This is a genomic window from Desulfobacterales bacterium (assembly GCA_034003325.1).
Lineage (GTDB): Bacteria > Desulfobacterota > Desulfobacteria > Desulfobacterales > JAFDDL01 > JAVEYW01.
Genome location: JAVEYW010000017.1, coordinates 76,621 through 103,043, shown reverse-complemented (window position 1 = coordinate 103,043; position 26,423 = coordinate 76,621). Strand labels below are relative to the sequence as shown.

At 54.4% G+C, this 26,423-nt stretch carries 18 protein-coding genes; 5 read left to right on the top strand and 13 right to left on the bottom strand.

Going from position 1 to position 26,423, the window contains the following annotated elements; all coding sequences use genetic code 11:
- Positions 1 to 25: 25 nt before the first annotated feature.
- Entirely contained in the window at positions 26 to 679 is a 654-nt protein-coding gene (locus RBT11_16720) for a CerR family C-terminal domain-containing protein (GenBank protein MDX9788424.1), read from the bottom strand.
- 169 nt (positions 680 to 848) lie between these two features.
- Here RBT11_16720 and RBT11_16715 point away from each other — a divergent pair, with 169 nt between their 5' ends.
- The 3 genes from RBT11_16715 to RBT11_16705 are packed head-to-tail and all read left to right on the top strand — an operon-like array spanning position 849 to position 6,645.
- Positions 849 to 2,048: an efflux RND transporter periplasmic adaptor subunit gene (locus tag RBT11_16715; GenBank protein ID MDX9788423.1), complete on the top strand. Its 1,200-nt coding sequence runs from the start codon at positions 849 to 851 to the stop codon at positions 2,046 to 2,048.
- Positions 2,049 to 2,060: 12 nt separating this feature from the next.
- On the top strand, positions 2,061 to 5,243 hold the full coding sequence (locus RBT11_16710; protein ID MDX9788422.1) for an efflux RND transporter permease subunit: 3,183 nt from the start codon (positions 2,061 to 2,063) through the stop codon (positions 5,241 to 5,243).
- Positions 5,236 to 6,645, top strand: a complete 1,410-nt coding sequence (locus RBT11_16705; protein ID MDX9788421.1) for an efflux transporter outer membrane subunit — start codon at positions 5,236 to 5,238, stop codon at positions 6,643 to 6,645. Before RBT11_16710 ends, RBT11_16705 begins: the two co-directional genes overlap by 8 nt.
- Positions 6,646 to 6,745: 100 nt before the next feature.
- Here RBT11_16705 and RBT11_16700 read toward each other — a convergent pair whose 3' ends face one another.
- Complete coding sequence (locus RBT11_16700) at positions 6,746 to 9,172, bottom strand: PAS domain S-box protein (protein ID MDX9788420.1); 2,427 nt, start codon at positions 9,170 to 9,172, stop codon at positions 6,746 to 6,748.
- Positions 9,173 to 9,443: 271 nt separating this feature from the next.
- On the opposite strand from RBT11_16700, the gene RBT11_16695 reads away from it, so the two are divergent.
- Together RBT11_16695 and RBT11_16690 are read left to right on the top strand one after the other, a co-directional pair.
- On the top strand, positions 9,444 to 11,600 hold the full coding sequence (locus RBT11_16695; protein MDX9788419.1) for an HDOD domain-containing protein: 2,157 nt from the start codon (positions 9,444 to 9,446) through the stop codon (positions 11,598 to 11,600).
- Positions 11,601 to 11,603: 3 nt separating this feature from the next.
- Positions 11,604 to 13,574, top strand: coding sequence for a response regulator (locus tag RBT11_16690; protein ID MDX9788418.1), 1,971 nt, complete (start codon positions 11,604 to 11,606; stop codon positions 13,572 to 13,574).
- Positions 13,575 to 13,645: 71 nt separating this feature from the next.
- Here the strand turns inward: RBT11_16690 and RBT11_16685 are convergent, their stop codons facing one another.
- From RBT11_16685 to mraY, 11 genes are all read right to left on the bottom strand, one after another.
- Positions 13,646 to 15,373, bottom strand: a complete 1,728-nt coding sequence (locus RBT11_16685) for a radical SAM protein (protein MDX9788417.1) — start codon at positions 15,371 to 15,373, stop codon at positions 13,646 to 13,648.
- Positions 15,374 to 15,643: 270 nt separating this feature from the next.
- Positions 15,644 to 15,850, bottom strand: a complete 207-nt coding sequence (locus RBT11_16680) for a hypothetical protein (protein ID MDX9788416.1) — start codon at positions 15,848 to 15,850, stop codon at positions 15,644 to 15,646.
- Between the two features lie 39 nt (positions 15,851 to 15,889).
- Complete coding sequence (ftsZ, locus tag RBT11_16675) at positions 15,890 to 17,074, bottom strand: cell division protein FtsZ (protein MDX9788415.1); 1,185 nt, start codon at positions 17,072 to 17,074, stop codon at positions 15,890 to 15,892.
- A gap of 94 nt (positions 17,075 to 17,168) precedes the next feature.
- Positions 17,169 to 18,395 carry a cell division protein FtsA gene (gene ftsA / locus RBT11_16670; GenBank protein ID MDX9788414.1) on the bottom strand — a complete coding sequence of 409 codons (1,227 nt, stop codon included), beginning with the start codon at positions 18,393 to 18,395 and terminating at the stop codon, positions 17,169 to 17,171.
- On the bottom strand, positions 18,382 to 19,251 hold the full coding sequence (locus RBT11_16665; GenBank protein MDX9788413.1) for an FtsQ-type POTRA domain-containing protein: 870 nt from the start codon (positions 19,249 to 19,251) through the stop codon (positions 18,382 to 18,384). The genes ftsA and RBT11_16665 overlap by 14 nt, the downstream gene beginning before the upstream one ends.
- Entirely contained in the window at positions 19,238 to 20,188 is a 951-nt protein-coding gene (murB, locus tag RBT11_16660; protein ID MDX9788412.1) for a UDP-N-acetylmuramate dehydrogenase, read from the bottom strand. Before murB ends, RBT11_16665 begins: the two co-directional genes overlap by 14 nt.
- Positions 20,189 to 20,197: 9 nt before the next feature.
- Entirely contained in the window at positions 20,198 to 21,598 is a 1,401-nt protein-coding gene (murC, locus tag RBT11_16655; protein MDX9788411.1) for a UDP-N-acetylmuramate--L-alanine ligase, read from the bottom strand.
- Between the two features lie 16 nt (positions 21,599 to 21,614).
- A complete protein-coding gene (murG, locus tag RBT11_16650) occupies positions 21,615 to 22,790 on the bottom strand; it encodes an undecaprenyldiphospho-muramoylpentapeptide beta-N-acetylglucosaminyltransferase (protein ID MDX9788410.1) in 1,176 nt (391 codons plus the stop codon).
- Positions 22,787 to 23,920, bottom strand: coding sequence for a putative lipid II flippase FtsW (ftsW, locus tag RBT11_16645; GenBank protein MDX9788409.1), 1,134 nt, complete (start codon positions 23,918 to 23,920; stop codon positions 22,787 to 22,789). Before ftsW ends, murG begins: the two co-directional genes overlap by 4 nt.
- A gap of 20 nt (positions 23,921 to 23,940) precedes the next feature.
- Positions 23,941 to 25,332 carry a UDP-N-acetylmuramoyl-L-alanine--D-glutamate ligase gene (murD, locus tag RBT11_16640; protein MDX9788408.1) on the bottom strand — a complete coding sequence of 464 codons (1,392 nt, stop codon included), beginning with the start codon at positions 25,330 to 25,332 and terminating at the stop codon, positions 23,941 to 23,943.
- 5 nt (positions 25,333 to 25,337) lie between these two features.
- The gene (mraY, locus tag RBT11_16635; GenBank protein ID MDX9788407.1) at positions 25,338 to 26,417 is read right to left on the bottom strand and encodes a phospho-N-acetylmuramoyl-pentapeptide-transferase; all 1,080 of its coding nucleotides are present in this window, start codon (positions 26,415 to 26,417) and stop codon (positions 25,338 to 25,340) included.
- Between the last annotated feature and the right edge of the window lie 6 nt (positions 26,418 to 26,423).

Sequence of the window (26,423 nt, the reverse complement as noted above, 5' to 3'; positions counted from 1 at the left end):
CCATGCCGGGAACGCCCTCACCAGACTACGTTTTTTGGGTGTTTAAGCCACCCAAGTTGCGTCCAATCGCACTGATCCCCGCCAGGGAAAAATCAGCGATATGCGCGGCCAGCTGTTTGATCAATTCCGGGCTAAGCGGCTTGCCTATCATATATTCAAGATCGCTGTGTTTGATGGTTACGAACATTCGGCACTGGTTGACAATGCTCAGTTCGCAAAACCGTATGCTTATTTCCTCCGCTTCCGGGCCGATAATGTCGCGAATAGTCTGGTGCAGCTTTCGCCTGATCGGCTCGATGGTATCGTGCCAGGCATTCTGAATCAGCCCGGTAGGGTTGACCATCTCCATCAGATAGAGACGGCCGAAGCGGCCCATATCACCCCTTGCGGTAAAATTCTGAACAAGGGTTTGAATATAGGCCCGCAAGCGGTCTTGTGGGGAGTAGTCGGCAATTTCAGCAAAAGCCAATTCTTCAAAATTTTCAAGCGCGTGTTGCCAGACGCTTCTGTATAAATTTTTTTTATCTTTGAAATAATAATTCACAGCGGCCACGTTTGCGCCTGCCCGTTGGCAAATTTCCGCCACCATGGCATCCCGATAGCCTTTTTGGGCGAACACTTCGCAGGCTGCGTTCAATAGCCTTCGGCGGGTTTCTTTGCCGTCTTCTCGTTTGGTCATGGGATCATTCCTGAACACTTATCCGGAAAAATTAATCGTTGAAATATTTTTGAGTGCATGTTAGCTTAATTTTTCTTAAATAGCAATTTAGTTTAATGTAATTGGATTATTTTAAATTTATTACAGCACAAGCCACCAAGGCACCCCAATCCGGAGGGAGAAAACACCCATGCGACCGCAAAGTCAAATGACTTTAACCATGATATTATTGGCAGCTGTCCCGTTATTCAGCCTGTGCATGCCAAGTTGCCAGCGCCAGCAGCAGGCATCAGCGCCGCCGCCCATTCCGGAAGTCGTCGCCCTGACGGTTCAGCCGCAGAAGATCTTGCTGACCATTGAATTGCCCGGCCGGACATCGGCCTATCGGATTGCGGAAATAAGACCCCAGGTTGCCGGCCTGATTCAAAAGCGAATGTTTACGGAAGGCGCTGATGTAAAGACAGGCGATGTCCTTTACCAGATTGATCCGGCATCTTTTCAAGCCGCTCTCAACAATGCAAAAGCCGCTCTCGGCAGGTCCGAGGCGAATCTGCCGGCGGCTCTGTCAAGGGCCGCGCGCTACAAAGAATTGCTTGCCGAAAAAGCCGTCAGCCGGCAGGATTACGACGATGCGGCTGCTGCCCTGGGACAGATCGAAGCCGATATTCAGTATTGGAAAGCCAATGTGGAAACGGCCCGCATCAATTTAGATTACACCCGCATTCTCGCCCCCATTTCCGGCCGCATCGGCAGAAGCAACGTGACGGAAGGGGCTATCGTAACTGCCTACCAACCCGTAGCGCTGGCAACCATTCAACAACTGGACCCCCTATATGTGGATGTCCCCCAGTCGACCGGCGACCTGCTGCGCCTGAAGCGGCGCCTGGAAGACGGTCGCGTCAACCAAAACGGAGGAAATCAGAACAAGGTCACCCTCATCATGGAAGATGGCATGGCTTACCCGATGGAGGGGTCCCTTCAGTTTCAAGATGTCACCGTGGATCCGACCACCAGCTCCGTCGTTCTGAGGGTTGTCGTTCCCAATCCCGACAACTTTTTGCTGCCCGGCATGTTCGTTCGGGCGGTGATGAAAGAAGGCGTCCATGAGCAGGCGATCGTCATCCCTCAGCAAGCGGTTTCCCGTGATCCCAAGGGCAATCCGACAGCCCTGATCGTGGATGACAAGGACACGGTCCAGCAGCGCATGCTGACGATCGACCGGGCTGTTCGCGATAAATGGCTCATCTCATCCGGCCTGGCGCAAGGGGATCGGGTCATCGTTGAGGGGATTCAGAAGGTGCGCCCCGGAGCAGCCGTAAAGGTGGTTCCTTTTGAAGGCGATGATAAAAACCCGGCGAACAAGGCTCAGACAGCTTCTCAACCGAACTGACGGAGGCGCGCGATGTTATCAAAATTCTTTCTGGATCGTCCCGTCTTTGCCTGGGTGATTGCCATTGTTATGATGGTGGCGGGCGGCCTGGCGATCTATAACCTGCCCATCTCCCAGTATCCTCCGATCGCACCGCCGTCCATCGCCATTGAAGCGTTTTATCCGGGGGCATCTGCGGAAACGCTTGAAAACAGCGTCACGCAGATCATCGAGCAGAAAATGACCGGGTTTGATGATATGCTGTATCTCTCGGCGACCAGTGATTCGTCCGGCAGCGCCCGCATTGAACTGACCTTTGCCCCGGGAACCGACCCGGACCTGGCCTGGGCCAAGGTTCAGAACAAACTTCAGCTCGCCATGGCGAGCCTGCCCGAGGTGGTGCAGCGCCAGGGGGTCAAGGTGAGCAAATCCACCCGAAACTTCCTGTTGGTCGTGGCCCTGATTTCGGAAGACGGCAGTATGGACGGCAACGACCTGCGGGATTATGCCCAATCCAGCCTGGAAAAGGTTCTCTCGCGGGTGCCGGGCGTGGGGGAGGTAAACACCTTCGGCTCTCAATACGCCATGCGGGTGTGGCTCAACCCGGACAATCTGACCGATTACAATGTAACGATTGAAGATGTGGTTGCAGCCCTTCGGGCGTATAATGTGGAAATCTCCGCCGGGCAGTTCGGCGGCGCACCGGCCGTGAAAGGCCAACGCCTGAATGCGTCCATCATTGTTCAGAGCCTGCTGAAAACCCCGGAGGAATTCAGCGCCATCCCGCTGCGCATCAATCCGGATGGGTCAGTGGTTCGAATTCAGGATGTAGGACGAACGGAGCTGGGAACCGAGCAGTATAATGTCGAAGCCAACTTTAACGGCAAGCCGGCCGGTGGCCTGGCGATTCGTCAGGCCGCCGGCGCCAACGCGCTGGCGACGGCGGATGCGATTCGGGCTAAAATAGAAGAGATGAGCCGCTATTTTCCCCCCGGAATGAAAGCGGTCTATCCGTACGATACCACCCCCTTTGTCTCGGTCGCCATCGAGGAGGTTTTTAAAACCTTGGTGGAAGCGGTTTTCCTGGTATTCCTGGTCATGTATCTCTTCATGGGGAATATGCGGGCGACGCTGATTCCGACCATCGCGGTGCCGGTGGTCATTTTGGGCACTTTCGCGGTTCTGGGGCTCTTCGGTTTTTCCATCAACATGCTGACCATGTTCGCCATGGTGCTGGCGATCGGCCTTCTGGTGGATGACGCCATCGTGGTGGTGGAAAACGTGGAGCGAATCATGAGCGAAGAAGGGCTCAGTCCCCGAGAAGCCACGGCCAAGTCCATGGAACAGATCACCAGCGCATTGATCGGCATCGGGCTCGTGCTATCGGCGGTTTTCGGGCCCATGGCCTTCTTTCCCGGCTCCACCGGCGTGATTTATCGACAGTTTTCCGTGACCATCATCGCCTCCATGCTCCTTTCGGTGCTGGTGGCCTTGATCTTGACGCCGGTCCTGTGCGCCTCCCTGCTCAAACCGGTGGCAGCCGGTCATGAACCGGCGGATAACGCCGTTTTTTTCATGCGCCCTTTTTTCCGATGGTTTGATCGCTCTTTTTTCCGATCCAGGGAGCTTTACCTGAAACTGGTGGCGCACTCGCTTCAAAAGAAACTGCGTTATCTGTTGCTGTTCCTGGTCATCGTCGTGGCAATGGGGTACCTCTTCAAGAAAATGCCCACCGCCTATCTTCCGGAGGAGGATCAGGGCATGCTCTTTGTTCAGGCCATGCTGCCGGCCAACTCAAGCCTGGAGCAAACCCGGGCGATCATGGAGACCGTCAAGAGCCATTTTCTGGTGGACGAAAAAGAAGCCATTCAATCCCTGATGACGGTCGCAGGATACAGTTTTTCGGGTACGGGGCAAAACGTGGGCATGGCCTTTGTAAGGCTCAGAGACTGGGAACTCCGGCAACGACCGGACCTGAAAGTAAACGCCGTGGCCGGAAGGGCAATGGGCGTTTTTTCAAAAATTCGTCAGGCCATGGTCTTTGCCTTTCCGCCACCGGCCGTCATCGAACTCGGTCAGGCCAATGGGTTTGATTTTCAATTGCTGGACCGGGGCGGCGCGGGCCACGCCGACCTGATAGCCGCGCGAAACCAGTTGCTGGGCATCGTGGCAACCGACCCGAGGGTAATGCGAGTCCGCCCCAACGGCCTGGAAGACGTTCCCCAATACCGGATCGATGTCGATTGGGATAAGGCCGGCGCGCTGGGAGTGCCCATTACCGCCATTCACAACACCATTTCAGCGGCTTTCGGCAGCGCCTATGTCAACGACTTCATTCAGTCCGGACGGGTCAAGCGGGTGTACGTTCAGGCGGACGCGCCCTATCGCAGCCTGCCGGAGGATCTGAAAAAACTCTACGTGCGAAACAATGCCGGCAAAATGGTTCCCTTTGCCTCGTTTGCATCCGGCTACTGGAGCACGGGTTCTCCCAGGCTGGAGCGGTTCAACGGCTTTCCGTCCATCAACATCTGGGGCGAGCCGGCTTCAGGCAGAAGCTCGGGAGAAGCAATGGATGCCATGGAAGCGGCGGTTTCCAAATTGCCCCGGACCATCGGCTTTGACTGGACCGGTTTGTCTTATCAGGAACGAATGGCCGGCTCCCAGGCGCCCTTGCTGTATGCCTTTTCCATCCTGGTAATCTTTCTATGCCTGGCGGCCCTGTATGAAGGTTGGCCCATCCCCATCTCCATTCTGATGACCCTGCCCTTAGGGGTCATCGGCGGTGTGATCGCTTCAACCCTCATGGGATTGCCCAACGATGTTTACTTTCAGATCGGTTTGTTGACCCTGTTGGGGCTGGCCACGAAAAACGCCATTTTGATCGTTCAGTTTGCCAGAGCCCGGGTGGATGAAGGCATGCGCCTGATCGATGCGACGCTTGAAGGCGCCAAATTGAGGCTGCGCCCCATTATCATGACCTCGCTGGCCTTCGGATTCGGGGTTCTGCCGCTGGCGCTCGCCGGCGGAGCGGGCGCAGGTGCCCAGCGGGCCATCGGTATCGGCGTCGTGGGTGGCGTCATAACCTCCACCTTTTTGGTTACCCTGTTTGCCCCGCTTTTTTATGTGTTGATCTATAAAGCACTCGGGAAACACCGTCAGCGTGAACGGGAACCCCGCACCGCTAACACCCTATCAGGAAATCAACGTCATGAATAAAAACCTGTTTCTTCTATTGGGTGGCATCCTCTTTCTGGGCGGCTGCATGTTGACGCCCGAATACACAAAACCGGAAGCGCCGATTCCCGCTGACTGGCCAAGTGGCCCTGCATATAAGACCGCCCGGACTACACCGGGCGCACCGAGCCCTACCGACCTGCCATGGCAGGAATTTTTCACCGATAAACGGTTGCAACAGGTAATTGAAACCGCCCTTGCCAACAATCGCGATTTGCGCCTTGCCGCACTGAATGTGCAACGGGCACGGGCAGTCTATCGAATCCAGCGTTCAGCGCTTTATCCGGCACTTGACGCGACGGCCAATGGAAGCAAGCAACGCATCCCGGCGGATCTTACCACCGAAGGCCACGCCCGAACCGCAGAGCAATACGATGTCAGCATGGGCATTTTGGCCTGGGAAATCGACTTTTTCGGGCGTATTCGCAGCCTGAAGGATCAGGCGCTGGAAACATTTCTGGCAACGGAGCAGGCCCGTCGCGGCACGCAGATTCTCATTATTTCCACCGTCGCCGATACCTACCTGACCCTTGCGGCGGATCGGGAGAATCTAAAACTGGCAAAAACCACCTTTGACACCCAAACATCCGCTTATCATTTGATCAAGCGTCGCCATGAAGTCGGGCTCGGCTCGGAGCTGGATCTCCATCGCGCCCAAACGCAGGTGGATATTGCCCGGGGAGATATTGCCCGCTACATGCAGTTGGTAGCGCAGGATGAAAACACCTTGAATCTTCTGGTCGGAACACTGTCCCCCATACCAAGTGAAACCCTTTCTGAGGATTTGGCGAACATTAAACCGCTTAAACCCATCTCCGCCGGGATTTCATCCGAAGTGCTTCTGCATCGCCCGGACATTCTGCAGGCGGAACTTCTTCTCAAGGCAGCCAACGCCAATATCGGCGTCGCCCGGGCCGCTCTTTTCCCGCGCATCTCACTGACAACAGCTGTAGGTACGGCAAGCAATGAACTATCCGGGCTTTTCGGCTCCGGCTCCGGCACCTGGCTTTTTGCGCCGCAGATTAATCTACCGATCTTTGACGCGCGGCTTTGGTCGGCGCTGGATGCCGTTAAAGCAGAACAAGAAATCGTCCTGGTTCAATATGAGAAGGCGATTCAGACCGCCTTTCGGGAGGTGGCCGACACCCTTGCCGTTCAGGGTACAATGGATGAACGCCTCTTGGCGCAGCAATCTCTGGTACGCGCCGCCGAAGCAACCTATCGGCTCTCCAACGCGCGTTACACCAAGGGAGTCGATAATTACTTAAGCGTCCTGGATGCGCAGCGCGCGCTCTATGCGGCACAACAGGGGCTTGTCGGTCTTCGTCAGACAAAACTCTCCAACCAGGTGCGACTTTATGCGGTGTTAGGCGGCGGTGCATAATGACACAAGAAGGATTCGTCGCCTGCCGATGAAATTTCTGTTCCGGGCGGTTATTCCCCATTGAAAAAAGGCGGAAATCCGTCGGTAAAGCATCCACTGTTTAATGCCCTGGGCATCTGCCCCTTGCCGGCACCAACAGAATGATTTCCGTGCCTTTTCCCGGCTGACTGAATATTTTCAACCCGGCGCCGATCATTGTCGCCCTTAACTCCATAGCGGACAATCCCATCCCCCGCTCGACATCAGCAGGATCACGCCTGGCATAGCTGTCGGGATCAAAGCCCTGACCATCGTCCTTGATTTTGATAAAGACGGTATTGCTTTGGCGATCCGCCTTGATCAGAACCGATTTGGCCCGGGCATGTTTGTAGATGTTGGTCAGGGCCTCCTGGAAAATCCGGTACAGGACAATCTGCGTTTCCGGCGGAAAAATATTTTCCAGGGCGTTTAAATCGTAGTGAATGGGAATGCCGGTTTTTTCGGAAAAATTTCGAATCAACGCCCCTAACGCGGCATTGAGTCCCAATGCCTCAAGCTGGCTCGGGCTTAACCCGTGGGCCAGCCGGCGAACATCTTCGATAATGCCGTCGGTAACCGTCAGCACCTTTTGAAACGCTTCTTTAAGGTTCGCCTGATCTTTTCGCAGCCGTGTCTTGAGGGTGGCGAGGTGAAGCTTGAGTACGCTGAGATCCTGCCCTGTCTGATCGTGAAGCTCCATGGCAATGCGGCGCTGCTCATCTTCCTGAGCGGTCAGCAATCGGGAGGAAAGGATCCGCAGCGTTTCTGCGGTCCGCTTGTGTTCGGTGATGTCAACAAAAACAACCACGCCGGCGGTGATTATTCCCGTCGCATCGGTGATAGGTGCGGCATGAGCCAACACGAAACGGTTCTCACCGGCGCGGCAAAAAAGCAGTTCCCGGCTGCAGGTTTCGCCGTACAAAATGGCGCGGGCCAGGGGGATTTCATCGGGTTGCAGCGGTCTGCCATCAAGACCCATCATCTGCCAGGTGGCCGTATACTCATTGATCCCGATCTTGTTCACAAGGGCTTCGCGATCGCCCCCTCGAATACGCAACCCAGCTTCGTTCACATAGCGTATCATGCCATTCGGCGCATCGGCAATGGCGATACCTGCCCCGCTCTGGTCCATAGCCGCTTTAAGAATGGCATTGGCCTCGTGCAGCTCCGCCTCAGCCTTCTTGCGCCGGGTGATGTCCCGTAAAAAAACCACCAATCGCCCGCCGTCGTCAGGTTGGTACTGAACACCGATTTCAACGTCAAAAACACTGCCATCCTTGCGGCGATGCCGCGCCTCAAACCGATCCTCTCCCAGCGCTCTTACCTTTCGAATACGAGCGGCTGTGGCTTCGTCCGTTCCATCGGCTTTCAGGTCGGAAACACTCATGGTCAGAAGTTCTTCGGCACTGTAACCGCTCATCCGGCAATAGGTTTCATTCACTTCCAGCAACTGCCCCTGCAGGTCCGCCATCCAGAAGCCGTCCATGGCCGTCTGAAGAATGGTCCGAAGCTTTTTCTCGTTTTTCCGCAATGATTCTTCCGCTCGTTTGCGCTCGGTGATATCGCGCATAAACGACACAAACCACCCGCCTTCGTCCGCTTGGTACTGGACACTGACTTCAACGTCAAAAATACGCCCATCCTTGCGGCGGTGCCGCGTTTCAAACCGATCCTGTCCCTGTGTCCTAATTTTCAGGTTATGAGCGGCAACGTCTTCGGCCGTTTCATTTACTTCCAGGTCGGAAATTCTCATGGTCAGGAGTTCTTGCGCACTGTAACCGGTCATCCGGCAATAGGTCTCATTCACCTCCAGCAACCGCGCCTGCGTATCCGCCATCCAGAAGCCGTTCATGCATGTCTGAAGAATGGTCCGGTGCTTTTGCTCGCTTTTCCGCAGCGCCGCTTCGGCCCGCTTGCGCTCGGTGATGTCCAAAATGGCGCAGGCAAGGCCGCTGATCTCGCCGGAAGAATTCACCACCGTGGCCTTGTGGAACACCACATCGTGCAACACGCCATGCTTATCCCGCGCCCGCGATTCGTACACTTGCGTTCCCGGTTGGGCCAATAACGCCCTATCTTTGGCCATGTGGAGTTTGGCCGCTTTGTCGTGCGGATGGATATCGAGGACGTGCCGGCCGATGATCTCGTCCTTTGTCACGCCGAATAAGGTCTCGAAGGCTCGGTTTACCCCCTGAAATCGGCCATTAATATCTTTATAAAATACCGGAATCAGAATGGCGTCCAGAAAATCCGCCAGAAACTCCCGGCCTTTTAGAACATCTTCTTCTGCCCGCTCAGCAGCCAATGCCGCCAGTTCCCGGCGCAGATTCTCGTTCTCCATCTCCAGCTCGATCTGGTGAACCCGCAGCTCATGGAGCAGCGTTCGGGCTTCTTCGGACCACAGGGCCTCTGTGTTTTCCGGCCAATCGGCAACCTTTTCCCCTGCGATCCTCTCGACCCGACGGCCAATTTCAGCGGCTTTTTCGGGCCTGTTGTTTCGGCTGTTCAATGGACACCCCCTGAAGATTCAAAAACTTGCCATGCCCAGAACAATCTTGTATTTCTGGAGCGATGCAGACCGGGTCCGGTATGATTCACTGTAATCGGATTCATCCACATCTGTCAATTTTTTCAACGCAACCAATTCAGCCCGTCCGCATTTCCCCCGCCACGGTCAAAAGTAGAAAAATCCATAACCCATGAAAATCAATTATTTTCTTGACATTTCGCCCTCGGCGCATTAAGAAAAATTCAAGAATAAACGGAGGTTGGACGCAGCAGTGACAAATGCTCCCGATATATTCACCCGACTCAAATGCTCCAGAAACCTGCCAACCCTGCCGCAGGTGTTGCTTAGGCTGGTAGAAGCCTGTAATGATGAGGGCTGCAGCCCCCAAAGCTTATCGGAAATTACGTTCAAGGATCCCGCGATCTCCTCAAAGGTACTTCAGCTTGTTAACTCCGCCTATACCGGCCTGAATGGAAAAATAACCACCCTTGAAAAAGCAATTGTTTATCTAGGCGCCAACACAATTAAAAATATTGCTATCAGCGCCTCGGTGCTTCACGTTTTTAGCCATATGCGCGGCAATGAATGGTTGAACCTGCCGGCTTTTTGGTGGCACTCGCTCATGTGTGCGTCCATCAGCAAGGCCATCGCCATTGAAACGGCCTATCCTTCACCGGAGGAAGCTTTTTTGTCCGGCCTGTTGCACGATATCGGCAAGCTCGTCCTGTGGACCAATTTCAGGGAGGAATACACCGAAGTTCTCAAGGAAGCCAACGGGGATACCGCCCGCCTGCTGGCAGGAGAAAAAACGCTGGGCGCCCCCCATCACGAAGTGGGTGCCTGGCTCGTCAGGCAGTGGAAATTAAACTCCTTTATGGCAGATGCCATCTTCTATCATCACCGCCCGATCGGTCAGGTCGCTGAAGCGTTGCCGTTGGTAAAAATTATCTACGCGGCCAACCTGATGAGCCGGCGTCGGGAAGAAATACCCGCAACCACGGTGACGGCTGCCGGCGGCATGGTTGATTTGGAATCGGAAAAGCTGGAATCCATCACTCGGCAGGCCGGCAAAGAGATTCAGGCGCTCGCCCGGTCTTTGGGTATCCCGCTGGCGGCTCCGGGAATTGATGCTCAACCCGACGAAGCCATGGGAAAAGCCGCTGGAGAAGCGCTGATAACGGAAGTTAAAACCTTCTCTCTTGTCTACGGAACCCTACAAAACCTTCTGGAGGCCACCAGTCGAGAGGAAATTCTGAAAATCGCCGAGCAGGGGTTTTCGATCCTTTTTGATGTGCCGCGTGTGCTGTTTTTCCTCTATGATGATAGAAAGAACGCACTGATCGGCCAGGCCGTTCCGGGAAACAGTAGCAGCCAGTTGATCGACCAGTTGCCTATCGTTCTAAATGGAAGAAGAAGTATTTTTGCAACCGTCTTTCATGGCAAAAGCGCGCCCAATACGGTTTTCCCGTCCAATGAACGCCCCCTGTCCATCGGAGAGTCGCAAATACTCCGGCTCCTGGAAGCCGATCGAATGCTATGCCTTCCGATACGGGTTCATGGAAAACCCATCGGCATGATTGTAGCAGGATTTCATGATCAGCAAGTCGACGGTTTTTTTAAGAAGAAAAAAATACTGGATTTATTTCTCGGCCATGTGGGAATGTGCCTGCACACGGAGAAGATTCAGCAACACCAGACATTGCTCGTTCAGGAAGAGCGTATCAAAGCCTCGACCTCGTTATCGCGCAAGGTGGTGCATGAAGTCAACAACCCCCTCGGCATTATCAAAAACTATTTAAAAATACTCGGGCTCAAATTGCCGGAAAAGCATCCCGCCCAAAACGAATTAAGCATCATTGGAGAAGAGATCGACCGGGTCGGCCTGATGATTCGCCAGCTCAATGATTTTTCTCATCCCAGAGCCGCCGGCCGGGCGCCAGTCGACGTCAATACCCTCTTGGCTGATATGCTTCAACTACTGAAAGACCCGCTCCTGCGACCCGCAATGATCGAAACACAGTTTTCGCCGGATAAAAATGCGCCGCCCATCATCAGTGAAAAGAACAGCCTGAAGCAGGTATTTATTAATTTAATCAAAAACGCGGTGGAGGCCATGCATGAGGGCGGCCAACTGATGATTTCAACCCGATATGTACCGGATGCCCAGCCGGACCGCGCTGAGGGGACAGACGGCTCGACCGGAAATCTGGACATTACGATCAAGGATAACGGCCCCGGAATCCCGGAATCGATTCGAGAGCGACTCTTCGAACCCTTTGTTTCTTCAAAAAAGCAAGGGCGCGGGTTAGGGCTGTCCATTGTGCACGGCATTATCAGGGAACTAAACGGAACGATTACATGTCATAGCAGTATCGGCAGTGGAACTACTTTTACGATTACCTTGCCAGTTTCCGGCAGGGGAATTTAAGACATGGAGGCACAGATGGAACCCGCCGGTAAAATTCTAATCGTTGATGACGAACAGCGTATGCTGGAAAGTCTCCAATTCCTGATCGAGCGCCAGGGATACCGCGTGAAAACCTTTGAAAACGGATTGGACGCAATGGCCGTGATGGCGCGGGAAAGGTTTGATCTCTGCTTGCTTGATGTTTGCATGCCGAAGATAGACGGGTTTGCACTCATGGAGAAAATTCTTCAGCAGCACCCGGACTCCCTGATCGTCCTGATGACCGGGCAGGCCACGGTTGAAGCGGCTGTTTCCGCTTTGAAAAAAGGAGCCTACGATTTTCTGCGAAAACCTTTTGACGATGCGGACTTGATGAAAACCCTTAAAAACGCGCTGGAACACCATCATGTTCGCCAACGCCTCAAACGCAGCCGTATTGAATACAAATACATGGTGGAAAATTCTCCGGATATCATCTACCAGTTAGATCCCGAGGCCAATCTCTCTTTCGTCAACCATGCCGTCACGCGGCTTTTGGGATACGACACGCAGGAGTTGATCGGCAAGCATTACACCGTCATCGTTCACCCGGAGGACTGGAAAAAATCCCAATGGCTGTTCAACGAGCGAAGAACTGGCGAGCGTGCCACAGCAGGCATTGAGCTGCGCATGCTGTATAAAGAAACGGCTTCTCGGCGCGAACTGGCCGATAGCCCCCATATCACCGTTGAATTAAAAGCGACCGGTATGTATGACGATGAAAACAACACATTTTTAGGGACTTATGGCGTTGCAAGGGATGTCAGCTACCGCAAGCAATTGGAGACCCATTTAAACCAATCGCAAAAAATGGAGGCCATCGGCACGCTGGCCGGCGGCATTGCGCACGATTTCAACAACCTTCTGATGGGAATTCAGGGGTATACCTCACTGATACTGGCGGATCCGGAGATCAGCCATCGCAACAACACCCGCCTGATGCACATCGAAGAGCATGTCCAAAGCGGGGCTGAATTAACCCGGCAATTGCTCGGATTTGCCAGAGGGGGTAAATACGATTTAAAATCAAGCGATTTAAACCAGCTGATCAAAAAAACAGCCGCCATGTTCGGCCGAGCGAAAAAAGAAATCAAGTTGACCCTAAATCTGCTGGACACGCTTTGGTGTGCGTCCATTGATCGGGGACAAATTCAACAAGTGCTGCTCAACCTATATGTGAATGCCTGGCAGGCGATGCCCAAGGGGGGAGAGATTCTGATCGAATCCAATAACATCGATGTGCACGGCGCAAGCGCCGTGGACCTGGGGTTGAGAAACGGCAAATACATTCAGATCTCCGTGAAAGACACGGGGGACGGTATTGAAAAAGAGCTTCAATCACGAATTTTCGAGCCGTTTTTCACCACCAAGGAACGCGGACGCGGCACTGGGCTGGGGTTGGCCTCCTCATACGGCATTATCAACAACCATGGCGGCGCCATCAAGGTATACAGCGAAAGAGGCGTGGGCAGCACGTTTGCTTTTTTCCTTCCCGCCACGTCCGGAGCGGCCGCTGAGGAAATCACCTGTAAAAGTGAAATCCACAATGGCAAAGAAACCATCCTGCTGGTGGATGATGAGGCCAATGTCTCCGACGTAACCGAAGAAATGCTTCACGGTGTGGGCTATAAGGTCATAACCGCGCGAAGCGGCATGGAAGCCATAGAAATTTTCAAGAAAAATCAATCTCATATCGATCTGGTCATTTTGGATATGATTATGCCGGGTCTGGGGGGCGGAGAAACCTATGATTGTATCAAGGCCATCGATCCCGCGATTCGCGTCCTTCTGTCCAGCGGATACAGTATCAAGGGGGAGGCCAAAGAAATATTAGGCCGGGGCTGCAACGGCTTTATTCAAAAGCCGTATACGCTATCCCAATTATCCGAAAAACTGAATGAAATCCTCCATCACGGCGGGAAACCGGATACTCAGCCGCTTGTACAAGCCGTCTAAGCGGCTGGTCATTTTGAATCTCCTGGTTAATAGCTATCACCTATCAGCTATCACCTATCAGCTATCAGCTATCACCTATCAGCTACCCGACAAACCCCGCACAGGGTGCATCCGTCCTGCATGGGGCAATCCGGGGATTCTTTTTCCGCCAGCCCCCGCTGATACTCTCGATACAAAAAGGCCTTATCAATACCGTGGTCAATAAAGTCCCACGGGAACCGCTCTTCGGGTTCCCGCAACCGATAAACATAGAAATCCGTCGCAGCCGATGCGTATTTAAGCACCTTTGGCCAATTCCCGCCGGTTTCATGGGCGGCCGTCAACAGCGTGGCTACCTTTCGATCCCCACGGGACAAAAGTGCTTGAATAAAGGCCCACCGCGGCACATCGGCATGGACACGGACATTGGCAATGCGGCCGAGTCCCGCCTTGATGTGTTTTATTTTTAATTTAAGGTCCGCAAGCGGCGCCATGGGATGCCATTGAAAGGGGGTAAAAGGCTTGGGGACAAAGGCGTTTACGCTCACCGTAATGGTTCCCATTCGCCCTTTAACCCGGCTCGATTTCAAGAAATGACCTTTAATGCGGTCACAAAGGTCCACTACCGCATCCACATCGGCCGTGCGTTCTTCCGGAAGCCCGATCATAAAATAGAGTTTCAGGTTCGGAATGCCTTCATCCACCAAAGCGTTAACCGCGCAAAAAATATCCTCTTCAGAGATTCCCTTGTTGATGATCCGCCGCATTCGCGCAGATCCGGCATCCGGTGCGATGGTCGCCGTTTTCACGCCGCTTTGCTTCATCACTCGAATCAGCTCCGGCGTAAGGGCATCTGCCCGCAAAGAACTAAATGACAATCGGCAATCAAGCGCTATGGCCGATTCGCAAATGGCCCCCAAACCGGGCAGATCGGATACGGCCGCCCCCATCAGCCCGATCTGTTTACTTCTTCCAGCGCCTTCCCGCACACATGAGGCCAACACCGCTGCAGGTCGAAACCGGGGGGGCCGATACACATACCCGGCACTGCAAAACCGGCATCCATGGGGGCACCCTCGGGAAACCTCCACCAGAAAACTGTCGCCGAAAGCCGTCTCCGGCGTTAAAATCGTACTGCAGGCGGTGGTTTCGGCAAGATTCCGGGCATATACCCTTTGAATTTTTTCAGGCACATCGCAGGTCGGTTCACAGGCAGCGATTTTACCGTCCGCGTGATAGGAAATCCGGTATAAGGCCGGTACATAAACACCCGGCACGGTTTTCGCCAATTGTTTGAGTTGCGCGGTTTTTTCCCGCCCGGGTTCAAAGGCCGCCATAAACCCGGGCAACAGCGCTTCAGCCTCCCCTATCAAAAATAAATCCACAAACGGCGCAATCGGTTCGGGATTAATCCAGCAGGCAACGCCACCGGCCATCACCAGGGGATGTTTATCTCCCCGATCCACCGCATTCAGGGGTATTTTCGCCGCGGCCAGAATGCTTACCAAATGGAGAAAGTCGCTTTCAAAAGAGATGGAAAAGGCGAGAATATCAAAATCCGCCAGCGGGCGCCCGGACTCAACAGTGGTGATAAGGGCCCCCTGCCCGTCGGGGGGGAATGGCAGAAAGGCCCTTTCACACACAACGCCGTCCAGCGCGTTAAATAATCGGTAAACCTGTTGGAAGCCGAGATTACTCATGCCCACGGTGTACCGATTGGGGTAAATCAGCGCGATGCGGGTTCGACCGCGCCAATCTTTATAAATCGTCCCCAATTCCCTATCTAAAACCGAAATGGGGGGTTTTTCGGATCTGCTCACCCTATTTTCACCTGGCCGGGTAAAGGATTAGTGCTATTGACGCCGTTAGACCCGCTATCAGAAACATACACGTTTTTGCGTGTATGTTCACTAAAGGTGAAAGATGGCTTTTATGCCTCCCAGCATCCCAGCCTTCCAGCATCCGGCCTTGCCGGATTAGGTTATCCCCTTTTAACAACAGCATGCCGCACAGCGCCCGATGAAGTCAATCCACGGCAAGCCGGGAGTTGCTCCCTAATCATTGGTCCTTTTTTCAATCGGCGAACTTTTTCAGGGATGCCCCCGCGGAGCCATCATTCCCTTTTTCGTTACCACTGCATCCCCGGTTTTCAGCAATTGTCTTCGATCACGCCGAATGCGCCGTTCCGGAATATGGGCATCATAGGTGAACTGACGCCGATCCATTCCGGAACGCCGTTCGCTCGGCAAGAAGACATCCGTCACATCGCCTCTCACGCTTTTCGTTTCTAAGCCCAAAGCAATGGTTCCTATATGAAGGGCGGCACCCGGTTGGTATTAATCCGCCTTTCTGCGTAAGAAAGTCGGCACATCCAGATCATCATTATCAATAACAATGCCTTTGTATCCACGATAAGTAGCGCCGGTGTCATCTCCCACCGCCCGTTTATGCCGAAGAAAGGTCGGCTCATCAAATTCCACTGCATTTTGCATGTCCGCGGGCGTAATGTCCCGAACCCGCCCACGCAAAGGTACCTCCAGCGGCTTTGATTTGGCCACCGGCTTCAGATCGGCGCCGATACCCGTGGCAATCACCGTTACCCGCATCTCATCTCCCAGTGAATCATCCATGACAGCGCCCCAGATGATCTCCGCCTCATCCCCGACTTCCTGATAGATTCGCTCGGAGGCTTGCGTCATCTCATCCATGGTTAAATCACTGGAGCAGGTGATATTCATCAAAACACCCTTTGCGCCGGCAATGGAACTATCCTCCAGCAGCGGATGGGAAATGGCCCGTTCCGCCGCTTCCACTGCCCGGTTTTCACCCCGGCCAACCCCGATGCCCATAATGGCCATGCCGGCCTTGCTCATGGTGGTCTTTACATCCGCGAAATCCAGGTTCACCAGCCCCGGCATCATGATGAGATCGGTAATCCCCTTGACGGAGTGAAGCAAGATTTCATCAGCCTTGATAAACATATCGACCATCTTGGCATCTTTCTCCGCCAATCCGCGAAGCCGATCATTCGGAATGGTAATCACCGTGTCCGCCACTTCTTTTAACGCCGCAATGCCTTCCTCGGCCTGAACCAGGCGCTTTCGGCCTTCAAAGGAAAAGGGCTTTGACACCACCGCTACCGTCAGCGCCCCGATATCCTTGCATATCTCAGCAATCACCGGGGCAGCGCCCGTCCCGGTACCGCCGCCGAACCCCGCCGTGATAAATACCATGTGACTGCCCTCCAGGGCTCTTCTAATTTCGGATTCGCTTTCGCGCGCGGCTTGCCTGCCGATTTCCGGATTGGCGCCGGCGCCAAGTCCTTCGGTCAGCCGCTCACCGATCTGAATTCTTTCTGCGGCTTTGGAGATGTCGAGCGCCTGTGCGTCCGTATTGGCCACAATAAATTTAACCCCTTGCAGATTGGAAGCGATCATGTTGTTAATAGCGTTACCCCCGGCACCCCCCACACCGATCACCTTAATTTTAGCCGTCTTCTCATTTTCAACATACGTAAACATGTGCATTCCCCCCCTTAACCCATTTTAGATACATCCATTCATGTTGCAATGACACGCCCCGATTCCGATTGCCTGTTTATTTACTAAATCATTTTTAAATCACTTCTTTATACCATCGTTTCATTTGCGCCATCACCCGGTTGAAAATATTCGAATCCCTGATTCTGAACTTTTTATCGCTGCTGTTTCTGGCGCCGAACAGAACCAGCCCCACGCCGGTGGCGTACATGGGATTATTGACCACATCCACCAACCCACTGATACCGCAGGGTTTCCCCAGTCTCACCGGCAGGTTGAAGATGGATTCGGCCACCTCCGTCACGCCTTCAAGCAGGGCGGAACCGCCCGTAACCACCACGCCCGAAGAAATAAAGCTTTCCATTCCCGCCCGGTAGATTTCCCGTTTGATCAACGTGAAAATTTCCTCCATGCGCGGCTCCAGAATTTCTCCCAGAATCTGCCTGGGCAGTTTTCTGGGTTTGCCGCCGGCCATGCCCGGCACCTCGATGGTTTCATCGCCTCCGATTCGCCGAGCCACGCATGCACCGTATTTTCGTTTTATTTTCTCCGCTTCGGCAATGGGTGCCCGCAGTCCGATGGCGATATCATTGGTCAGGTTGTTTCCCCCGAGGGCCAGCACAAACGTATGCTTGATGTTTTTTTCGGAAAATACCGCCAGATCCGTGGTGCCACCACCCAGATCAAGAAGCGCCGTTCCCAACTCCTTTTCTTCGCCGCTGAGAACCGCCTCCCCGGACGCCAGGGACTCCAAAACGATATCCCCCACATCCAGCCCGGCCCGGTTGGCGCATTTCACAATATTGTGCGCGCTCGTTACGGCACCGGTAACAATGTGAATCTTGGCTTCCAGCCGAACCCCGGTCATTCCCACCGGGTTTTGAATACCGGTCTGATCATCCACGATATACTCCTGCGGAAGCACATGAATAACCTCTCTGTCCATGGGAATCGCCACGGCACGGGCCGCCTCGATCACGCGCTCCACATCCTGTTGCGTCACCTCGGAACCCTTGACCGCCACAATCCCCCGGCTGTTGAAGCCGGTGATATGGCCGCCAGCGATTCCGGCATACACAGAGGATATTTCACACCCCGCCATCAACTCGGCCTCTTCCACGGCCTTTTTGATCGACTCCACGGTGGACTCGATATTGACCACCACGCCTTTTCGCAAACCAATGGATGGATGCGTGCCAATACCTATAATATTGATATCATTGCCCACCACCTCACCCACCACCGCACAGATTTTGGTTGTACCAATATCCAGTCCTACGATAATATTTTCACGTGCCTGCACCGAAACCCTCCTTAAAATCACCGTCAAACGCCCTCCCCGTACGGGGGTTCACCACCACGCGGTTTAGATTCGCCAGGTCGATGGCATCAAATCCCATCCACTCCGGCTGTTGGTTCAATCGATACAGCAATGGGCTTAAACACCGCAATTTTTCCCTGTAGCTTCTGTATCCCAACTTCACGGCCTTTTCGTCTGCAAAGGCATACAAGGTCAATCCGAGATCCGGGTCCACATGGATTCTCCGAATGAAGCGGTTTGGCAGCACCGAGCCTTTCTCCTGCCCTAGATACAGCGCCGTCATCAAGGCATTGAATGCCGGGCTACCGTTATCCGAAGGCAGCCGGATATCGGAGAAAGAAAGTCCCGTTACCAGGGGCAAATCGACTGAATCGGACGGCGCCCATTCTTTAAATATTTCCCCGTCCGTGTTGATGATGAATTTTTTCCCCAAATTCAGCACCGCCAGCGGTTCATTTTCCCGAATATGAATGATGATATGGTCAGGAAGCTCCCGCGTCACTTGGGCCTCGGCGATCCAGGGATGACACAGCAAGCGTTTTCGAGTCAGGTGCAAATTGACCGATAAAATATTCATATTCGGCGCTATCCCGGCCTGCAACAGCACCTGCTGTTTGGTCAACCGCGTTGCCCCGAGAATACGAATCTCTTTAGACCTGAAAAAATCGCATTGCGTCATCACGTCATAAACAAAGATATAGGACAAACTCAGGCAGATCAGCCCGAGCAAGGCAACGGTAAGCCTTAATCCCACCACCAGCACTCGGGTTACCGGAATGCCGGTTTTTTTTCTTCTGGGCCGCGCTCTGTTTCTTCGAATCCGGTCATTCCCCAACAAGTTTCACCTCCGGTTCAAGTTGAATTTGAAACCGGTTCCAAACCGTCTCTTTGACCCGGGCCATCAGGGCCATTACCTCCGCGGCTGTGGCGCCGCCCGCGTTGAGAATATAGTTCGCATGACGCGCCGATATAACCGCTCCGCCTTCGCGCGCCCCCTTGAGTCCCGCCATGTCGATCAATTGTCCGGCCGGCAGTCCGTCCACCGGATTTTTAAAAATGCATCCAGCACTGGGAATACCGAGCGGCTGAGTCTTTCCCCGCTGACGCATGATGTGGCGGGCCTCAGCCCGAAGCATCGCGGCATCGGCCCGAGTCAGCGTTAATTCACATCCCAGAATCACCGGGGGATACGCCTCGTCGCTTTCAACCGGTTCCCAGGAAAGTCGCCGGTTTTCCGCACGAAACTGGTTCCGGTTCAAGGTGCAAATCTCGCCCGTTGTCGTCAACAGCATCATGGCCGACAGCACATTCGCCACGGTTCCTTTGCCTGTTCCGGCATTCATGATGAGTGCGCCACCGATCGTTCCGGGAATACCGATCGCAAAATTCATCCCCTGAAAGCCCTGAGCCAGACAATACCGGCATAACCGTTTCATGAGAACACTGGCGCCCACGCTGATATGAATGTGTCCGACCGCCTCTTCGACCAATAGAATATGCTCTAAGCATCGGGTCGTCACCACCACCAACCCGCTCACGCCCCGATCGTTTACCAGCAAATTGGTGCCGCCGCCGATGATTCGGTAGGCGATTTCCCGCTCCCTGGCGCCTTTGATCAGCGCCGTCAGCTCCGCCGGGCTTTCCGGAATAATCAATGCCTCGGCAGGGCCCCCGATTTGAAAAGAGGTATAAGGAGCCAGCGGTTCATCAAACCGCACCCGGTTTTGAAACCGCTGTGCCAACCATTCTATTTGGGGTTTTTCAAGCCGTTTCATTCATAAAGCCTATCGGGAATCCTCTTTATCCGGCGTTTCGTTCGGCCAGTTTTCCAGCAGTGCCATGCCGACTTTCCACACATCCCCCGCCCCCATGGTCAAAAGCAGGTCGTTGGGCCGCAACTTTTTTTTCAGATTAAAGAGAACCGCCTGCGCATCCGGCATAAACTCGGTCTCGCGATGGCCGTGCGCACAAATGGCCTCGCATAATTGTTCCGAATCAACGCCCTGCATTTTTTCTTCGCTGGCGGCATAGATGGGCAGCACCAACAACACGTCCGAATGATAAAAGGCCCGGGTAAACTCATCAAAAAGGGCGGCGGTCCGTGAATAGCGATGGGGTTGAAACACCACGACCTTTCGCCGTTCCGGCCAGGACTGCATCGCGGCCAGCAACGTGGCCTTGATTTCCGTGGGATGATGCCCATAATCATCCACCACTAGAACCCCATGGGTTTCTCCCTTTACTTCCATGCGTCGTTGCACACCGGCCAGGGTTTCCAGCGCCTGCTTCATTACCTCAAATGGAATTTCCAATTCCATGCCCACGGCAATGCTGGCAAGGGCATTATAGACATTGTGCTGACCCGGCAGATTCAGAATAATTTCTCCCAGCACAGTGCTGCGATAAATCACATCGAAACGGCTTTGAAGGCCCTGGTAGGTGATTCGGCGGGCCTGAAAATCAGCCTGCGTGCTCATGCCGTAAGTAACGAACGGCTTTTTAATATTCGGAATCAGCGCTTGAACCGGCTCATCATCCAGGCAGAGAACCGCCCGGCCGTAAAACGGAATTCGATCGAGAAATTCGAGAAATTTTGCCTGAACCGCGGCAAGGTCCGGATAAAAATCCAGGTGTTCCCGGTCAATGTTGGTCACGACGGCAATCGTGGGTGACATTTTCAGAAAAGAGCCGTCGCTCTCATCCGCCTCAGCCACGATAAAGTCCCCCTGCCCCAGCAGGGCGTTGGTTCCCACGCTTCGCAATTTCCCGCCGATCACCACCGTGGGATCCAACCCGCCTTGTCCCAACACGGCGGCAATAATGGAGGTGGTAGTGGTTTTTCCGTGAGAGCCGGCCACCGCGATACTGTATTTAAGCCGCATCAACTCGGCAAGCATCTCCGCTCTGGGAATCACGGGAATCCCCGCCTGCCGCGCACCGATCACTTCGGGATTTTCCGCAACAACGGCCGATGAGGTCACCACCACGTCGGCGCCGGTTACATTGGATGCATCATGTCCCTGAACCACGGTTCCGCCCAGCTGCACAAGCCGCTGAGTGATATCGGTATCGCGTAAATCCGACCCCGAAACATAATACCCCAGGTTCAGCAACAGCTCGGCGATGCCGCTCATGCCGATGCCGCCGATGCCCACGAAGTGAATATGGTATTTTTTTCTATACATATCAGATGATAAACTTTCAGTCCGAAATTGTTTTTCGTGATGGTGTTTCCATTAAAAGCCGATAGCAATCATCAACGATTGCTTCCGCGGCCCCGGGCCGGCCCAACCGCCCCGACCTTTCCGCCATGCGGGCCAGGGCATGTGAATCGGCCGCATAATACGTGATCCGATCCGCCAGCAATTGCCCGGTCAGTACTGATTCATGAATCATCTCGGCGGCGCCGGCATCCGCCATGGATTTCGCATTTAACGCCTGGTGCTGATCCGCAGCATGGGGATAGGGAATAAACAGCGCCGGTTTTCCCATCGCGGTTAATTCCGCCACCGTGGTGGCGCCGGCCCTGCAGATCACCAGATCCGCCAGCGCGTATTGCGCCGCCATGTTCTCATAAAAGGCTGAAACCCGGAATGAAAGGCCCTGTGTTTCATAGGCTTCCCGAACAGCTGCTTCGTCCGCAACGCCGGTTTGATGAATCAGATCAACCGGCTGATTTCGAAGATGCGCCAGCGCATCCATCACGGCTCGGTTAATGGCATGCGCGCCCTGGCTGCCGCCGCAAACCAGCACGGTAAATCGATCCTCTTTTCCGGCTCGTGCGCCCAACTCCCCGGAACTTGCGGCATAAGAAGCAATCTCCGGGCGCACCGGATTGCCGGTAACCAGCACCTTTTTTGAATCGAACACCGGCGCCGTGTTTTCAAAAGAAAGATATATGCGTTTGGCCAAGCGTCCCAGCACCCGGTTGGCCATTCCCGGCAGCAGATTTTGCTCCTGAAGAACAATGGGAATTCGCATCAGAAAAGCACCCATGACAACCGGGCCGGAAGAATACCCGCCCACACCCACGACCAGGTCCGCCCCGAATTTTCCCAACACCCCGACCGCATGGGCCACCCCGATGGGTATCTTGATAACCGCCCCTAGTTTCCGAAACACGCCCCGCCCTTTGATGCCTTCGGCCGGAATAGCGGTGTGCGAAAATGGCAAACCGGCCAGCGCCTGTCTTTCAAACCGATTGCCGGTGCCTACGAACAAAATCTGCGTCCCTGAATTTCTCGCCGCAAACGCCCGAGCCATTGCAATCCCCGGAAAAATATGCCCGCCCGTGCCGCCGCCGGCAATCACCACCCGAAGCGCCTTGTCTTTCGGGAACGCAGGCGGATTGTCCGCAAGGATCGGCGACAAATTCATACCGTTCTCTCCGCGCCCACATTCATAATGATGCCGATAGCGGCCATATTCATGATAAGGGAGGTTCCCCCGTAACTCAGCAACGGCAAGGTCAGTCCCTTGGTGGGCAACATGCCGAGCGTCACGCCCATGTTAATCGCCACCTGAAGGCCGATGGCCGCGCTCAGCCCGAAAGCCACCAGCGCGCCGAAAGAATCCCGGGCGTTTTTGGAAATGATCACCCCTCGCCAGACGATCAGGCAATACAGTCCTAAAATAGCGAGCACGCCCACCAACCCCAATTCCTCGCCGATTACCGAAAAAATAAAATCCGTATGCGGCTCTGGCAAATAAAAGAGCTTCTGATATCCCTGCCCGACACCGGCCCCCCATATGCCGCCGGTTCCAAAAGCCATAAGGGAATGGACAATCTGATACCCGCTGTCGTTGGTATACTGCCAGGGATCCAAAAAACTCATCAGGCGTTTTATCCGGTACTCCGCCGTACACATAACCCATATCAGTCCCGGTACCAGCACCGGTACAGGCAACAGCAGGTGTTTCAATCGAACCCCGCCCACAAAGAGCATGGTCCAGGTAATTGCACATAAAATAATCACCGAACCGAAATCGGGTTGCATCAATATCAGGAAACTTAGAAACCCCAGCACCAGGACATGGGGCAACATGCCGATGGCAAAATCGTGCAGCCGGTCCTTTTTTTTGGAAAGCGAGTAGGCCAGATAAATCACCAACGCAAACCGGGCCGGCTCCGAGGGTTGAAAGGTAAACCATCCCACCCGAATCCATCGGGTGGCACCCCCCGCAGTCCTGCCAACCCCATCAATCAGGACCGCCACCAGCCCCACAACGGCCAGGGCAAGTATCGGGTAGGCCATCCGACGCAGAAAACGAATCGGCACGCGGCGGCAGATCACCAACGCCATGATGCCGACCAGGGAAAAAATGGCCTGCTTTTTCAAAAAAAACTGATCGGTGCCATAACTTTTCATCGCCACGGCTGAACTGGCGCTATACACCATCACCACGCCGATGCCGACCAGAAACAGCACCGGAAACAGCAGATACCCGTCATATGCCGGGCTTACGGTATACACTTTCTGCTGCTTTTCTAAAATTGCCTCTGCCATCAATGGATTTCCTAACTCCCTCATCCTTCCAGTTTCTTCACCGCGCTTCGAAAGGATTCCCCCCGGTGTTTATAGCTGGTATACATGTCAAAACTGGCACATCCCGGCGAAAGCAGCACCACATCCCCCGGTTCTGACGCGGAAAACGCCTGGGCCACGGCATCGTCCATATCGTTTGCCGTTCGGGTTGGCGCGCATGACCCCAAGGCACGGCGAATAATTTCGGTGGCCTCCCCGATCAGCACCAGGCAGCGAACCTGGCGTCGCACCGGATCACAAAGCACATCGAAGACACCGGCCTTGTCCCGGCCGCCCATAATGAGCACCACCGGCCGGTCAAAGGACTCCAGGGCTCTGACCACGGCATCCACATTCGTGCCTTTTGAATCGTTGACAAATTCCACGCCGCCAATGGTGCCAACGCTCTCCACCCGATGCGCAAGACCTTCAAAGGTGGACAAGGCTTTTTCAATATTCACGGGGGAAACACCGAACGCCAAGGCAGCCAAGGCGGCGGCGGCGGCATTTTCACGATTATGCCTGCCCTTGAGCCGAAGCCCCGATAGATCAATTTGTTGCCCCCGATGGTCCGGGGTTTGCAACACCAGGGCATCCTCTTGAAACATGGCACCATCCGATATTGGCGAGGAGACATTATACAACCAACGGCGCGACCGAATTCCTTCGCTGACCTTGACGGCAACTGCGTCTGATCCGTTCACAACGGCCGTATCGCCGGCCTGTTGATTTTCAAAGATTCTCCCTTTGGAGGCGGCATACGCATCAAAATCCGAGTACCGGTCCAGATGATCCGCCGTCACGTTCAGCAGCACACTCACCTTGGGCCGAAAGCTGCGCGTGGTATCCAGCTGAAAACTGCTGATTTCGGCCACCACGACATCCAAACGGTCCGGCTCCGATACGCATTCAATGAGCGGTCTTCCGATATTGCCGCCGACAAACACCCGCAACCCCGCGGTTTGAAGCATATGTCCCAATAGCGTGGTCGTCGTGGTTTTGCCATTGGTGCCGGTAACGGCCAGAATCGGCGCGGAAATTAAGGCTGCGGCCAATTCCACTTCACCGATAACGCAAATGCCGCGATGCCTCGCCGCCGCAATCGGCGCAATGGTCTCGGGCACACCAGGGCTGACCACAATCAAATCCGCGGTATCAAAAGATCGCGCGGAATGCCCGCCCAACTCGAACTGAACGCCCAACGCCGTCAGCGCAGCCATCCGATCCGCGGCCGCAGGTCTCTCCACCGCGTCGGTCACCGTCACTGCTGCGCCCTTTTCAACAAGCATTTTCGCAGCCGACGCTCCGGACAGCCCCAACCCCACCACCAGCACGCGCCGTCCGGCGATACCGTAGGGTGCCGGGGAACCCGTTATGTTCGAAGCATCATTCATCTTTTTTATCTCAATTTCAACGTGCTCATTGAGAGTAACGCCAACGCGATGGCAATAATCCAGAACCGCACGATGACTTTGGGTTCGGCCCACCCTTTAAGCTCAAAATGGTGATGCAGCGGTGCCATGCGAAAAATACGCCGCCCGTGGGTCATTTTGAAAAATCCGACCTGGAAAATCACCGACAGCGCCTCAATCACAAACAGCCCGCCCACCAATATCAACAAAATTTCCTGCTTGGTGATCACCGCCACCGTGCCGAGGGCAGCACCAATGGGAAGCGAACCGACATCGCCCATGAACACCTGCGCCGGATAGGCATTAAACCACAAAAACCCGAGGCCGGCGCCGGCCAAAGCCCCGCAGAAAACCGCTATCTCACCACTGCCCGGCACATGGGTCAGTTGAAGATAATCGGATAGATTCACATGCCCCGCCACATAGGCAAAAATCATATACGTTCCCGCCGCAATAATCACCGGCCCAATTGCCAGACCGTCCAGCCCGTCGGTCAAATTGACGGCGTTGGACGTGCCGACGATGATCAGGACGGTAAACAAAATATACCAGCCGCCGATTTCCGGTGAAATGGCCTTAAAAAACGGCAGGGTAACCTGCGTGGAAAATCCGGGCACTCGGTAAACCAGAATGCCGGCGACCAACGCCACCACGCACTGGAGGAGCAGCTTGCCCCGGGCGCTGAGACCTTTGCTCTGCTTTTTCACCTGCATCAAATAGTCGTCATAAAACCCGATCAATGCCGTACCGACGGTGGCCAGCAACACAATCCACACATAAATGACATCCAGACGGGCCCACAGGAGGGTGGAAATACACACGGCGAAGATGATCAGAATCCCTCCCATGGTGGGCGTGCCCGCCTTCTTTTGATGATCTTTTGGTCCATCCTCCCGAATATATTGTTTTACCTGCATTTGGCTCAGCTTTTTGATGGCCCAGGGTCCGAGCAAAAAGCATATCAAAAAGGCGGTCAAGACCGCATAGATCGTCCGGAACGTAATATACCGGAACACATTGAGCGCCGAAATGCTGACATGCAGTGGGTATAATAGATGATACAGCATAAGTGG